Genomic DNA, 14,450 nt, shown 5'->3' on the forward strand with positions numbered 1-14,450 from the left:
AGTAACCCATCTTCTAAATTTTAATAAAATGCTTTCACAAGCTTGGAAAACTGAATTACAAGATCTTATCAGGGGACTTTCTGGCGGTTTTTTATTCGGTATTCCTTTAATGTATACGATGGAAGTGTGGTGGATTGGCTCTTATACAAATCCCCCTTTGATGTTAAGCGTATTAGCGGTTACTTTTTTAGTTCTTTTGTTACTAAATCAAACCGATGGATTTCGCAAAAATAATTCTAATAGTTTCATGCAAATGGTAAGAGATAGTGTAGAAGCTTTAGCGCTGGGTTTGCTCAGTGCGGCTGCAATACTTTTTTTGCTACAAGAAGTAACACTTGAAACACCTTTGGATGAAACATTAGGTAAAATAATTTTTGAAGCGGTTCCATTTTCCTTGGGAGTAGCATTAGCCCGAACTTTAATCAGTGGAGGCGATGAAAACGACTCTGAATCAGAGGATGAAAAACCACAGCTATCAGGTCGAGAACGTAAAAAACAACGCTATCAAGCAACTTTAGCCGATATTGGTGCTACTGCTATTGGTGCGTTATTTATTGCGTTTAATATTGCCCCGACTGACGAAATTCCAACATTAGCATCAGCAGCATCAGCACCTTGGTTACTGGGGGTGATTGCATCGTCTTTAGTTATTTCTTATGGTATTGTTTTTGTCGCTGATTTTACAACGCAACAAAAGCGATTACAACAAGAAGGATTGTTTCAGCATCCTTTAGTTGAAACAGTAATGTCTTATCTCATTTCTTTAGTATTAGCAGCATTAATGTTGTGGTTTTTCCATCGCTTAAGTGTCACTGATCCTTGGCAAATTTGGTTACGTCATACAATTTTATTAGGGCTTCCCGCAACGGTAGGCGGCGCGGCAGGGCGGATCGCAATATGAGCAAGAAAACTCCTTATAAGTCGTTAGTTGATCGTTCTAAAAATTCTTTTCCCGCAGAATGGGTGACATTTGCGATCGCATTTTTGATCGTTCTATCAATTGTCGGTTTAGTTTTATATACTTGGATAACGAGTGATCAACAACCGCCGATTTTATCCATCGAGCGTCAGGAAATTCGGGAAGCTCAAGGACAGTTTTATGTTCCATTTAAAATAACTAATACAGGTGGCGAAACCGCAGAATCAGTTCAAGTTATTGGTGAATTTAGAATGAATGGAAAAATAGAAGAAGTTGGAGAACAACAATTCGATTTTCTTTCTGGAGGTGAGAAGGAAGAGGGGGCGTTTATTTTTACCCGCAACCCAAAAAACGGCGAACTTGTGTTACGTGTAGCCAGTTATAAATTACCTTAAATCTTCAATATTTTAAACCAAGCAACAAGATACACTAGAAAAAAGTGTGAATCATCAAAAAAAGAGATCGGAATGGATATACGCACCGTAGATACGACCCTGTTAAATTGGACTGGAGATGCAATAGCAGTGGGTTTGTATGAAGGAACCACAGAGGTTACGGGAGAGCTTGCCCAACTCAATGAAAACCTGACGGGTACGCTACAAGAACTAATTACAGACAATGAATTTGAAGGTAAACTCGGTTCAACAGCAGTCTCTAGAATAGGTGGTGGTTCGCTCCGTAAGATTATTTTAGTCGGTTTAGGGAAAGCGGAAGACTACAAGCTAGATACTCTTAGACGTGCTGCGGCTAGTATTTCCCGTTTGGCTAAACAGGAAAAGCTCAAAACACTGGGAATCAGTTTACCTGTTGTTGAAGATAATTTATCACAAACGGCTCAGACGATTACAGAAGGTTTACTTTTGGCTATACATCAGGACGATCGCTTTAAATCCGAAAAAAAACCGATTAAATTAGAAACGGTTGATTTATTGGGCTTAAATAATCAAGATGAAGCGATCCGTCAAGCTGATATTATTGCGTCTGGTGTAATTTTAGCTCGTGAATTGGTGAATGCTCCCGCCAATAGTGTAACACCCGTGACGATGGCTCAACAGGCCGAACAACTGGCGATCAATTATGGATTAGCAATTAAAATTTTAGAACAAGCAGAATGTGAAGCGCTAGGTATGGGGGCTTTTTTAGGGGTTGCTAAAGCGTCTGATCTTCCGCCGAAGTTTATTCATTTAACCTATAAACCTGAAGGTACACCCCGTAAAAAGGTGGCTATTGTTGGTAAAAGTTTGACTTTTGATTCGGGTGGTTTGAATATCAAGGGTGCGGGTAGTGGTATTGAAACGATGAAAATGGATATGGGGGGCGGTGCGGCGACGTTGGGGGCGGCTAAAGCGATCGCTCAACTTAAACCCGATGTTGAGGTACATTTTATCTGTGCTGCAACGGAAAATATGATCAGTGGTCATGCGATGCGCCCTGGTGATATTCTAACGGCTTCTAATGGTAAAACGATTGAGGTTAATAATACGGATGCCGAAGGAAGACTAACCCTTGCTGATGCGCTGGTGTTTACGGAAAAATTAGGAGTAGATGCGATCGTTGATTTGGCGACTCTTACGGGTGCTTGTGTTGTTGCTCTAGGCGATGATATTGCGGGTTTGTGGAGTACCGATCCAAGTTTGGCACAACAAATTAAAGATGCGTCTGTTGTTGCGGGCGAAAAGTTCTGGGAAATGCCGATGGAAGATAAGTATTTTGATGGACTAAAGTCAGGAATTGCTGATATGAAAAATACTGGCCCTCGTGCGGGTGGTGCCATTACAGCCGCTTTGTTCCTCAAGCAGTTTATTAAAGAAACGCCTTGGGCTCATTTAGATATTGCAGCCCCAGTGTGGACGGAAAAAGATAATGGTGTTAATAATGCGGGGGCAACTGGTTTTCCGGTGCGGACTTTGGTTAATTGGGTAATGAGTTAGAACCAATGTAGAGACGCGATCTATCCCGTCTCTACGGTATCCTATGAACTAACCGCCGCTTTTTTGTAAGCCGCCCAACCCCCAAAATGAGAAATATCTGGCCAGTTATGTTCTTCGATTAATTTTTGTGGATATAACATAGCGATCGCAATTTGTCCATCTTCTAGGATGACTTCCGATGGATACATATGAGGCGGTTCTGTGGAAACAAGATAATCAAATTGCTCGGCGGATAATTGATACACTTCCCCAGGTATTGAGATCCCGCCTTCTGTGACTTGATATATTGCCGGATGCCAGCCATCTACTGCCGCATGAAGACGATAAAGCGGTTGGGTTTTGGCTTCTCTAATAAACTCGGCTGATTGAAGATTTTGATGATCGGGTTGTCCGCGCAAGGCTGAACCACAAATGAAAACTTTTTTGCTACCGTTTTCTAGATCTGTCATTGTGTTAGAGATCCCCTAACTTAAATTTTTAGAAGAATTATTGAACAATTTTTGATTCTAGCTGAATTTGTTCCATTTCCCGAATCACTCTTGCTTTACTTGCATTGAGATGAGCGATAATTACTTCAGTAGCGGCTTTTGGATCACGCGATCGTACTGCTTCATAAATAGCCCGATGTTCGGTGCGAATATCTAGTACAGTTGGATTATTTCGGGTAGTTTGAATCCTTAGCAATAACATTTTATCAAAAACTTGATCCAGCAGTAAGACGAGCCAAGGATTACCCGAACTTTGTGCTAACAGACGATGAAAACGATAATCTAGATCAAGTTGACGAAAACAACTTAAGCGTGTTGGTTTTCCTGTAACGATGCGTTCTGCTTGCTCTAACATTCCTTCGAGTTGTTGTAATTGTGACTCGGTAATCTTCTGACAAGCATCGACTACAGAAAGTTGTTCTAAACCAATCCGACAATCGTATAATTGTATAGCATCGGCACAGGTAAACGTAGCAACCCGAACGCCGCCGCTAGGTTCTAGGGTAACTAAATTTTCTTGTTGAAGCAGTCGAATAGCCTCTCTAATGGGCGTTCTACTAACCTGTAATTTCTCCGCTAATTGTGTTTCTACTAATCGCTGACCAGGTTCTAGTTCGCCCCCAAGGATAGCCGTCCGCAAAGCTTGATAAGCTTGGTCTTGTAATGAATGTCTACGTGGCAAGGAATGGGGAGATAAAGTCAAAATAATTCTCCTTTCAAAAGCAAGGATCTAAAAACGAAATTTACTGATTATTCTAGACACTTTTATTGAGTGTATCGGCTGATTATGAATTAGTATAAAAGCTATACACCATAGAATACAGTATACAATAAAATGTTAAGATCTGGTGTAAAACTAACAATAAGAATTTAGAGTTATACAGTAATAAAAATGAATAAAAAATAAAATTATGACAACATCTGGAACGCCAGATCATTCGTTTTCTTAATTAATGATTCTAACTCAACGGTGGTCAATTGTCCTTGATCAACGATTTTTTTCCCATTAATAAAACTATAATCCACTCGCTCCACCTGACACAAGATTAAGGCGGCAACTGGATCATGTAAAGCCCCTGCTAACTGAGGGCGTTCTAAATTGATGGCGATAAAATCAGCCGACATTCCAGGGGCGAGAATTCCAATATCATCGCGTCCTAATACTCTAGCACCGCCCAGGGTGGCTATTTCTAGGGCTTCTCGCGCTGTCATCGCACTCACGTCATTTTCGCGGACACGTGCCAGTAAGAAGGCTGTTCTCGCCTCCTGTAGCAAATTCCCGCTATCATTGGAAGCCGATCCATCTACCCCAATACTAACCGGTACACCCGCATCTAACATTTTACGAATAGGTGCAATTCCACTGGCTAAACGCATATTACTACAAGGACAATGGGCTACACCTGTTCCCGTTTGAGAAAATTTTTGAATAGCGGTATCACTTAATTGTACACAGTGGGCGTGCCATACATCCTCGCCTAGCCATCCCACCGACTCGGCGTAATCTTCGGGTGTCATGCCAAAGTTTTCTAAACTGTAGGTAATATCTGATTTATTTTCGGCTAAATGGGTATGTAATCTAACTCCAGTATAACTCCGTGCCAAAATTGCCGATTCTTTCATTAATTCCGGAGATACTGAAAAAGGCGAACAGGGAGCGAGTACCATTCTTAACATAGAATGACGCGACGGATCGTGATATTGTTCAATTAATCTTTGGCTATCTTTGAGGATATTTATTTCTTTTTCGACGACTGCATCTGGGGGTAAACCACCTAAGCTTTCACCGACACTCATACTTCCTCGGCACGGATGAAAGCGTATTCCCATCTCTTGTGCGGCTTGAATTTGATCATCTAGTTTACAGTTATTTGGATAGATATATAAATGATCACTCGCCGTTGTACAACCCGATAATATTAATTCAGCAAGTGCCATCTTTGTACTTATATACACTGCATCTGCTGTTAAGTTTGCCCAAATGGGGTAGAGTGTTTTTAGCCAGTAAAACAAATCGCAGTTTTGTGCAGCAGGAATAACTCTAGTCAGGGTTTGATAAAAATGATGATGGGTGTTGACGAGTCCTGGTAAAACAATATACTTGTTTTGTAAATCTAGAATACGGGCTGCGGTTTGGGGTAGTTCTGTTGTGGTTCCTACTTGCTCGATAATATTATCTCTAATGTATAATGCACCTTGACGAATTTCTCGACGCTGCTCATCCATCGTTACGAGAGTATGAATATTTTTAACCAATAAAGTAGACATTTTTGCTTTCCCCAGTCGCTGGCACTTATTTTAGACTAGCTACTGAGTCAGCATAACTTACATACGATCGATTGAACCGTCTTTTACTTTACGGTTTGATTGTCTAAAAAAAAGGTGAGCATTGCCCACCTTATCATTATTGATCGTTCAAGACTGTTAGTGTACTGCTTCCAGGAATAAACCAAAATTTTTTGTTAGTATTCGGAAGATGTTTGTAAGAATTTTCGATCCATTCAATAGCTTCTACTTCAGAATTGAATGTACCTGTACGATCGGTTTTATAGTTATAAACGTGCCATTGTAGATTTTTTTCGGGATCTAAAGTTGTCCAAACTCGGATTTCTGCATCTTCAAAGAAAACTTTCACTAGATACAGGGTGAATTTTTGCCATATCCTGTGAAGTTTAGAAACTAAAAATCCTTCACGCTTTTGATGATTGTGTTGTTGAGTGTTGAATAGCATAGCTATTACCTCCATTCCCTAAAGATGCCAAACTCTTTACAGACATCTTTAAATTAATGAAATCCTCTTGCTGCGCTACTCTCGTTATAGCTCAGTAGTTACTCATTTCGTTTGCTTTTATACTATATCTAATTCCAAGATGTGCTATCTTCACCCGATCGGGTGATCTTTAGTTGGTTAAACGTTTCCAATGTTCCTTAAAACAAGATTATTGATTAACTGTTGTAAATGTGCTGTTTCATGGGTTGCCATCACAGAAAAACGAATACGACTCGTCGGAACGGTTGGGGGACGAATGGCAGGAGCAAAAATACCAGCTATAATGAGTTTTTGGGATAATTCTAACGCTTGGGATGGGTTAGCGCATTCCAGGCAAATAATAGGTGACTGGGAAGGTAAAATATTTAAATGCGATAATTTTTGTTGCAAAAAGTTGACATTTTCCCAAAGTTTGTCGCGTCTTTGCGGTTCGGTTTGAATAAGTTCAATCGCTGCGATCGCCGCCGCCGTATCAGCCGGGGAAAGTGCTGTTGTATAAATCCAAGTTGCCGAGCGATTTCGTAAAAAATCGATTAATACGGCATTACCCGCCACATATCCCCCTAAACTGCCAATTGCTTTACTCAGAGTCCCCATTTGTATTAAAGAGCGACCCGTACAGCCAAAATAATCCACACATCCCGCCCCCTTTTTTCCCATAATTCCTGTAGCATGGGCTTCATCCACCAACAACATACAATTCATCGACTCTGCTAAATCTAGCACTTCTGATACTTGACATATATCACCATCCATGCTAAAGATGGTGTCAGTAATAATTAAACAATGACGATATTGGTGACGATATTGTTGTAGTTTATGATGTAAATCGGATAGATCACAGTGATTGTAATGGATAATCGTTGCGTTACTGAGTTTTGCGCCATTTTTCAGGCTAGAATGATTGTATTGATCGCTTAAGATTAAATCCCGTTGACCGACTAAAGCAGTGATGGTTCCTAGGTTAGCGAGATATCCTGAACTAAAAACGATCGCATCTTCAGTTTGTTTGAGATTAGCAATAGCAAGTTCTAATTGTCTGTGAATGTCTCGATGTCCACTAAGTAAACGAGATCCTGTACTACCTGTACCATATTTTTGTGTAGCGGTAATCGCTGCTTCGATCAGGTGTGGATGTCCAGCGAGTCCGAGATAATCATTACTAGCGAAATTAATTAGCGATCGACCCTCTAATTCTACAATGGGGCCAGGGCTACTGGTGATGGTTTTGGGTGTACGATACCAGTTTGCTTGATGGATGGTGTTTAATGATTTGCTGATCCAATCATAGGGTGTTGTCATAAATTATCTTGCAATTTGTCCCCAGTACACCGATTCCTCAAGGAAAAAATTTCTGTCTATGTCTATATGTATATAGATAGAGTGGGGAGTAGATCACCATTTTAACTTGTCTTTCTAGCTATCTTCGATGGGTTCAAAGACTGGACAATATCCCTCTGGAACAACTTTTAAGCCATAAAGTGGTGATGCTGGGTTCCAGCAACGTTGGCCTTTTTGATGACAACAAGCTTGACAACAATCGATCGACTGTAAGCCTCTATTATTACTCATTTCGCTTAAGAGTTCTCTTTGAGAAAGTCCTCTAAGAATCACATCTTCGCCTTGCCATCGAGCCTCAACGAGCCCAGTATCAGCAAAATTCGTCCATCGTGGATCTTGGGTAATTGTATCAGGTAAAGTAATCGTTACGGTTGTTCCGACCTCATTTAATTCGCCCTCATAACTACTAGGAGTCGGTGGTAATGGTTGAATGAACTTTTCCCCAATGGGCAATTCTACTAGAGTTCCAACACTTGGAGAATGTAACTGATAACGGTTTTGCAACTCTTCTAAGCTGGTGAGATCGGCAAGATAATTAGGCGATCCATGTACAAAAATAACGTGTTGTGGGCGTAAATTATGAATTAGTTGTGTGGTGTTCCGACTGTCGCTGTGTTCGGAAAGGAGATAGGTTTCTACTTGACACTGACGGGAACGCTTTAACGCTTTAATCTGAGGATGATCTAAAGAAATTAGATGTTGAAAATGTTCGGGAATTAAAACTAACCATTGTCCTGAAGTATTTAGACAGTATTCTTGTAAACGATCGATCTGATCGGTTAAAACAATACAGGGTGTTATTCCAAGCTGCGATCGCCGCTCAGTGGTGAGTCGTCCCATTCTTGGGCAGATGCGTTCATCCCAAAATAACGGTTGATGTTTGGCAAAATTTTGTACAGATGCGGGAAATTCGGGCAATAAATCCAGATAAACATCGCAGGCTGTTGCAATGTTGCCATCAACCCATATATCTAAATCTCGTCCCGTAAATTGATGATGCGATCGCAGTAATTTCAAGATTTCCTGACCTAACCCCAAGGTCGGCACAGGAAGTAAAACGTTTTTTTGTTGACTCACTACTTCATAAAGACGAGTCATCAACTGTTTTTCTTGTTGTCGGCGATGAGGATGGCGTATTGTACCATAACTTCCTTCAATAATCAAGACATCTGGAGCTAATCCGCGCAATAACTCAACGGATAACCCTTCAACCAGTTGGAAGTTAGATAAAGAAAAATCCCCTGTATAAAGCAGTTTATAATTGCGTTTTGGGGTTTTGTAAGTCAAGAGTAAGAGTGCGGCACCGGGTAAATGTCCAGAGGGAAAAATTTCGGCCGTCAGATCGGGAAATAATTTAATCGGCGATCGCCATTTCCAACCTTGGCAAAAAGGGGGGATTTCTTCCTCATCTGGCCAATTTAAGGGTAATAATTGAACGGTTACATCACTGGCATAAATCGGCAGTTGGGGATAAGCTCGATGTAGAGCAAGTAACCCGAAGGCATGATCTTGATGAGCATGACTACAAAACACCCAATCAACCGGGGGTTTTTTACTGGTATGAAGGGCTTGAATATTATTTAAACCGCAATCTAGTAAGATACGGTAGGGACCCATTTTGATCAATAGACAAACGCCTTCATGACCATGACCAACACCATAGGTGGAACAGGATAATAAGCTACCAGATTCAGATCTTGTTGTGCGATATTGAATCATGCGGATTTGAGTAAAACAAAAGCACAGGTAAGATTTTTAATGAGCCGTACCATTCCCATCATAATTATCGGTGTCGTAGTAGCCGTTTTTAGTTCCGAAAAATAAAGCACTCACCGTAAATAAGACGGTAAGAATCACAATAATTGTTTTGACATCCATGACGTAATAACTCCTCAAAGGCCTAACGCTCTCGTATCTTAACTTAATACTACTGTTAGGAAAAGCGGATAATGTCAATAAATCCTAAAAAATTAATATCTATACCACTTCTAGATTAGGACGTTTAACGGGAGGTACGATCGTCCCTTCGACTTCGGGTAATTGTTCTATGGCTGTTCGTAAGGAAGGAACCGCGCCGGATAAGCGTTTTAAAAGTTGCGATCGCTGATCATATAGCAGATAAATTAACTCATCATTAGGTTGCCATTGATCGGATGTTGTGACCACGTGTAAAGAATTGTCACGTTTTAAGAGTAAAGGTAACAAGTCGCCCGAACGGATGAGAGCTTGTATATGGGCTTGTTTCAGGGATAATTCGACTTCACTAATAATGGTTTTGCCTAATTTATATTGACCGTCTTTGATCAGTTGATTCCAGGTTTTCAGGGAAAGATTATCGATCAAAGCTTGATTAACTTTACCAGTTGCGAATTGAACTTGACTGGGGAATGCAGCTAAAACCCTGGGCGGGGCAAATTCTTCGATGACACGTTGTGCTAAAACTAAATTAACTTCGCCATTATTGGTCAAAGCGATAAAAGTTCCGATCGATTCGATTCCCGCTTCTTCAAGAACTGTCGGATTTAAACCACTACTTTGAAAAACGGGTAAATTTTCATCCTCTGCGATTTGACACGCTTCACTATCGGTATCAATTAATACAACTGATTCTCCTTGTTCTTGGATTAAATGACCGAGTAAACGCCCCAAAGGATTACAACCAATAATAACGGCTCCTGTCGCTTCAGATGAGGTAATTTTTAACCAACGTGCCACCCAACGAGCGGTTAAACCCTGAATAAATACCGTCATGATGATCGTTAGAAAAACTAAGGCTTTAATGGAGTCTCCGCCGTTGATGCCTTGACGAGTCAGAATAATGGCAAATAAAGAGGCTACAGAAGCCGATACAATGCCTCTTGGACTAATCCAAGCAATAAATAGTTTTTGTCGCCAATTTAAGTTACTGCCGATCGTACACAAAGAAATACTAAGGGGGCGTACTATTAACATTAAAACCAATACAGTTAGAACACTTCCCCTGCCTAGTGCAAATATACTATCAATTGAAAGATCGGCCGCTAATAAAATAAATAAAACTGAAACACACAAAACCGTTAATTGACCCTTAAAACGTCGTATTAGTCGTTCTTCGGGCAAACCAGAGGCTCTAAGGACAATTCCCGCTACAACAGTCGCCATTAATCCTGATTCACTCCGACTCATTTGCGCTAGTCCGAATAAGCCCCAAACTCCAGCTAAAACAACAAGATTTTTTAATTCTTCAGAAAGGACGTTAGCTTTTTTCAGGAAAAATCCGAGTAACCATCCTATAGCGCCGCCGATGATGGCACCAATACCTAAGCGCATCGTTAAACCGTTAAGAATTTCGATCGCACTCGCTTGATGATCGATGATAGTGTCTAAAACGACAACGGCTAAAATTGCGCCGACTGGATCAATTAAAACGCCTTCTCCTTCGAGGATTGTAGCAACACGTCGCTCTACTGAAACTTGTTTGAGGAGGGGACTAATAACGGTAGGCCCAGTTACAACGACGAGAGACGCATACAAAAAAGCGATCGCCCAGGGAAACTCAGCCAACCAATGAGCCGCCATTCCGCCACCAATAAAGGTAATTAATGTTCCGAGTGTAACTAAATTTCTTAAACTTCCAGAAACTCGCCCCAACTCACGCAAGGATAGATTTAATCCCCCTTCAAATAAGATTACGGCAACGGATAGAGCAACGATAACTTCTAAACCGACACCTAAGAGATGGGGATGCAGTACGCCTAAACCGTCTTTTCCTAAAATGATGCCAAACAAGAGAAGAAAAACGATACTTGGTACTTTTAAATAGGCGGCGACGACTTGTGCGCTGATCCCCGCTAAAACGGTAATGACGATTTGTAGAGTTAGGTCGAAAGATCCATCCATAACGATTTTACAATGGGGATAAAAATTAAGATCAAGCTTGGGATCTTATGGGGTGATGGGTTGCAATGGGATTTTAATTTATGCTTATTTGCTTCTAAATACAAGACAATCTCGTGGGAAATATTCGACAATTGATCTAGATGCTTATGTTTATCTAGGGAGTCATTCCGTTACTACTACTAAATTTATTATGAATCGTCAAACATTCGCGTGGGGTCGTTCAAGTTACAAATTGCGTCAACAAGATGGCTGGTTAGAAGTTTTTTGTAAGGTAAGCTTATTCATAGCCGCTTTGATTATTTTTACAATTAATTTAGGGAATCTAGCCTTACGAGATTGGGATGAGGGAACGGTAGCCCAAGTTGCCAAGGAGATTTGGCAGGCTCCTGCGGGTTCTTTAAAGTGGTTATTTCCGACTTTTTGGGGTGAACCCTATTTTAATAAACCGCCTTTGATTCATGATTTGATTGCGCTGACTTATCATGTCGGTGGGGTTAATGAGTGGACAGCCCGCTTTAGTGGTGCATTTTTGACCGCTTGTTCGGTTCCTTTATTATATCTTTTAGGGCGAGAGGTGTTTCCGTCGCGTTTTCCCTCTTTTTGTGCGGCTTTGATTTATTTAACTTTGCTGCCGGTGGTGCGTCATGGGCGTTTGGCGATGTTAGATGGGGCGGTGCTTTGTTTTGAAATCTTGATGATTGTTTGTGCATTGCGATCGCGTCGTGATTTACGCTGGTCAATTGGGATTGGTTTAGGGTTTAGTTTGCTGTGTCTGACTAAGGGGATGATGGGCGGTTTAATTGCGATCCTAGTGTTGGTTTTTTTGGCTTGGGATACCCCTAGACTGCTAACTTCGGCTTATTTTTGGTTTGGCTGGGGTTTGGGCAGTGTACCGGCTTTGGCTTGGTATTTGGCGCAGTGGACTCATTATGAAAAAGAATTTATTAATGCTCTTTTTGATCAACAGATTAATCGTTTGGGGGAGACGCTGGATCATCATCGTCATCCCGTTTGGTACTATCTTTTAGAAATTGTTAAATATTCGTTTCCTTGGCTGTTATTTGCTGTTGCTGGACTTCAGTTAGCTTGGCAAGATCGACATTATAGTTGGGCGAAGTTGGTTTTAGTTTGGAGTGGCGTTTATTTTGGGGTGGTATCGCTGATGGCGACTAAGTTACCTTGGTATATTATGCCGATTTATCCCGCTTTAGCCCTTGCTGGTGGAGCGATTTTAGCTGATTTACGAGATTGGCCAAAAGAACGCTCTTATCCTCGTTTTTGGCAGGTTCTTTTTACGATTGTTGCGATCTTCTCTGCGGTGATTTTTTTATGTTTGTTTTTTAATCAAACTTTCGGTTTAATTCCGTCGCCCCATTTTTCTTTGACGTTACTCGCTGCTTCAGTAGCGATGACTTTGGGGGTTAGTGCTAGATTGATGAAACAGCACTCACTACAGTTTATCGCGGTTCTGTTTTGGGGGATGTATGTTTCTTTGTTGTTATTTGTGAATTCTCCCTATTGGGTTTGGGAGTTGGGGGAAGCTTACCCGGTTAAACCTGTTGCGACAATGATTAAGCAAAATTCTATTCCTGCGTCTGCAACAATTTATACATTATTTGATTATGAGCGTCCTTCTTTAAATTTTTATAGCGATCGTCGGATTCTTCCCCGTACCTTGGACGAATTACAAGAACATTGGCGCGATAACCCTAATCCTTATTTGTTAGTTCCTAACTCAGTTCTTTTGGATGAGTCGTTGTTGGGAGTTCAAGTTCTTGATAAAACAAATCCTGATTGGGTTTTGATTACGAAAAAAGATCAACCTAAATTATAGATATTTTCAGAAAATTTTGATACGGGTTATCCTTTCTCAAGTAAGAAGAAAGATAACCCGATGAGTGGCTAAATACCTATACAGAGATGGTTCAGGAACAATAAGGGCTATTTGAAGGCCTTTTTTTATGGGCGGTTAAAATAAATTGCTTTGGGTTTTATTTAGATGGCGATCGTTTGTTCCTCATCTTCATCCGATGCACCAACTTGTCTAAGATGAATATGCTTTCTGCCTAGGGTGATTTCAAATTCATCACCCGAATCTAATCCCATTTTCTTGGTATAAGCCGAGCCAATTAAAAGATTACCATTAGACTGAACACTAATTTTATAGCTGGCGGAGCGTCCTCCTTTACCATGACCATTTGTACTACTATCTAAATGAATCCCTTCTGCATCAATTAAAGCATTGAGAAACTTCATCATATTGACCCGTTCTACTCCGTTTTTTGTGACGGTATAGTATCCACAGGCCCGCGCTTTTTTTTCTTTGCTAAGGTTGCCGAGGTCTTTGACTTTTTCCAGTAAGTCAAGTCCAGTTAAGGATTGAGGTTGTGTGTTTTTAGCCATTAATGTTTTAGTTTACTAATATTGATTTGGGTAGATTGATGTGCCGTCTGAGAACGAGTCTCGGCGGGTCAAAAATGATATAGTTTTGAGTGATCTATATCTTGATGTTGACGGCAAAAAGTAAAAATTTACTTGTTGTCTCAATTAATATTAATACATTATTTCCAATGGACAAAGCAAGAAATTTTTGAGAATTTACAAATGTATGACTTTTTTGTCTTTTGGGGATGAGTCAATGAGTAATGGTCAGTAATAATAGATAGTTATTTGAGTAAATGAAGCTAACAACTAGGGGTCACTATAGCGTAAAAGCATTGTTAGATCTGACCCTACAACCTAAATATAAGCCGACTTCTGTAAAAGCGATCGCTTCTCGTCAGGATATCCCTGCACCTTATCTAGAAAAGCTACTCATTGAACTCCGTAAAGCGGGGTTAGTGAAATCAGTTCGAGGGTCACAAGGTGGGTATCAATTAGCGCGTCAACCGAGTCACATTTCTCTCGGACAAATTCTTGATGCAGTGGGTGAAACGATCTCTCCTTTACCTCGCTATGATCCTAACTCTGGACAAGCCGAAGATTGGGTTACATTTAGTCTTTGGAAACGTCTTCATCAAAAATTAAAAGAGGCACTTTATAATATTACTTTAGCGGATCTTTACTACGATGCTCGTAGCTGGGAAGCCGCTATAGGAGAGGAATCCAGCTTTATTGTTTAA

General features: G+C 40.6%; 14 protein-coding genes. 5 read left to right on the forward strand and 9 right to left on the reverse strand.

The genetic code is table 11. The features are described 5' to 3' along the window. Positions 1 to 28: 28 nt before the first annotated feature. From C7H19_RS04270 to C7H19_RS04280, 3 genes are all read left to right on the forward strand, one after another. Complete coding sequence (locus C7H19_RS04270; protein WP_106455648.1) at positions 29 to 901, forward strand: TIGR02587 family membrane protein; 873 nt, start codon at positions 29 to 31, stop codon at positions 899 to 901. After that, entirely contained in the window at positions 898 to 1,314 is a 417-nt protein-coding gene (locus tag C7H19_RS04275) for a TIGR02588 family protein (protein WP_106455649.1), read from the forward strand. Before C7H19_RS04270 ends, C7H19_RS04275 begins: the two co-directional genes overlap by 4 nt. 72 nt (positions 1,315 to 1,386) lie before the next feature. Beyond that, positions 1,387 to 2,850 (forward strand): leucyl aminopeptidase, encoded by a 1,464-nt coding sequence (locus C7H19_RS04280; protein ID WP_106455650.1) that lies wholly within the window; start codon positions 1,387 to 1,389, stop codon positions 2,848 to 2,850. 41 nt (positions 2,851 to 2,891) lie between these two features. Here C7H19_RS04280 and C7H19_RS04285 read toward each other — a convergent pair whose 3' ends face one another. From C7H19_RS04285 to C7H19_RS04315, 8 genes are all read right to left on the reverse strand, one after another. After that, positions 2,892 to 3,299 carry an allophanate hydrolase-related protein gene (locus C7H19_RS04285; protein WP_106455651.1) on the reverse strand — a complete coding sequence of 136 codons (408 nt, stop codon included), beginning with the start codon at positions 3,297 to 3,299 and terminating at the stop codon, positions 2,892 to 2,894. 37 nt (positions 3,300 to 3,336) lie between these two features. Then, complete coding sequence (locus C7H19_RS04290) at positions 3,337 to 4,041, reverse strand: GntR family transcriptional regulator (RefSeq protein ID WP_181280522.1); 705 nt, start codon at positions 4,039 to 4,041, stop codon at positions 3,337 to 3,339. A 206-nt stretch (positions 4,042 to 4,247) separates the two neighbouring features. Further along, the gene (locus C7H19_RS04295; RefSeq protein WP_106455653.1) at positions 4,248 to 5,606 is read right to left on the reverse strand and encodes an 8-oxoguanine deaminase; all 1,359 of its coding nucleotides are present in this window, start codon (positions 5,604 to 5,606) and stop codon (positions 4,248 to 4,250) included. A gap of 136 nt (positions 5,607 to 5,742) precedes the next feature. Beyond that, positions 5,743 to 6,069, reverse strand: coding sequence for a hypothetical protein (locus C7H19_RS04300; RefSeq protein WP_106455654.1), 327 nt, complete (start codon positions 6,067 to 6,069; stop codon positions 5,743 to 5,745). A gap of 177 nt (positions 6,070 to 6,246) precedes the next feature. Beyond that, positions 6,247 to 7,410 (reverse strand): 8-amino-7-oxononanoate synthase, encoded by a 1,164-nt coding sequence (gene bioF / locus C7H19_RS04305; protein WP_106455655.1) that lies wholly within the window; start codon positions 7,408 to 7,410, stop codon positions 6,247 to 6,249. A 114-nt stretch (positions 7,411 to 7,524) separates the two neighbouring features. After that, positions 7,525 to 9,168: an MBL fold metallo-hydrolase gene (locus tag C7H19_RS04310; RefSeq protein WP_106455656.1), complete on the reverse strand. Its 1,644-nt coding sequence runs from the start codon at positions 9,166 to 9,168 to the stop codon at positions 7,525 to 7,527. Between the two features lie 36 nt (positions 9,169 to 9,204). Then, the gene (locus tag C7H19_RS26985) at positions 9,205 to 9,327 is read right to left on the reverse strand and encodes a hypothetical protein (protein WP_277988746.1); all 123 of its coding nucleotides are present in this window, start codon (positions 9,325 to 9,327) and stop codon (positions 9,205 to 9,207) included. Between the two features lie 99 nt (positions 9,328 to 9,426). Continuing rightward, a complete protein-coding gene (locus C7H19_RS04315; protein ID WP_106455657.1) occupies positions 9,427 to 11,328 on the reverse strand; it encodes a cation:proton antiporter in 1,902 nt (633 codons plus the stop codon). A gap of 190 nt (positions 11,329 to 11,518) precedes the next feature. On the opposite strand from C7H19_RS04315, the gene C7H19_RS04320 reads away from it, so the two are divergent. After that, positions 11,519 to 13,162: an ArnT family glycosyltransferase gene (locus C7H19_RS04320; protein ID WP_106455725.1), complete on the forward strand. Its 1,644-nt coding sequence runs from the start codon at positions 11,519 to 11,521 to the stop codon at positions 13,160 to 13,162. A 161-nt stretch (positions 13,163 to 13,323) separates the two neighbouring features. On the opposite strand, the gene C7H19_RS04325 is transcribed toward C7H19_RS04320, so the two are convergent. Further along, complete coding sequence (locus C7H19_RS04325) at positions 13,324 to 13,731, reverse strand: AbrB family transcriptional regulator (RefSeq protein WP_106455658.1); 408 nt, start codon at positions 13,729 to 13,731, stop codon at positions 13,324 to 13,326. 275 nt (positions 13,732 to 14,006) lie between these two features. Here C7H19_RS04325 and C7H19_RS04330 point away from each other — a divergent pair, with 275 nt between their 5' ends. Further along, positions 14,007 to 14,450, forward strand: a complete 444-nt coding sequence (locus tag C7H19_RS04330) for an Rrf2 family transcriptional regulator (RefSeq protein WP_106455659.1) — start codon at positions 14,007 to 14,009, stop codon at positions 14,448 to 14,450.

Source organism: Aphanothece hegewaldii CCALA 016 (assembly GCF_003007785.1).
Classification (GTDB): domain Bacteria; phylum Cyanobacteriota; class Cyanobacteriia; order Cyanobacteriales; family Microcystaceae; genus Chroococcus; species Chroococcus hegewaldii.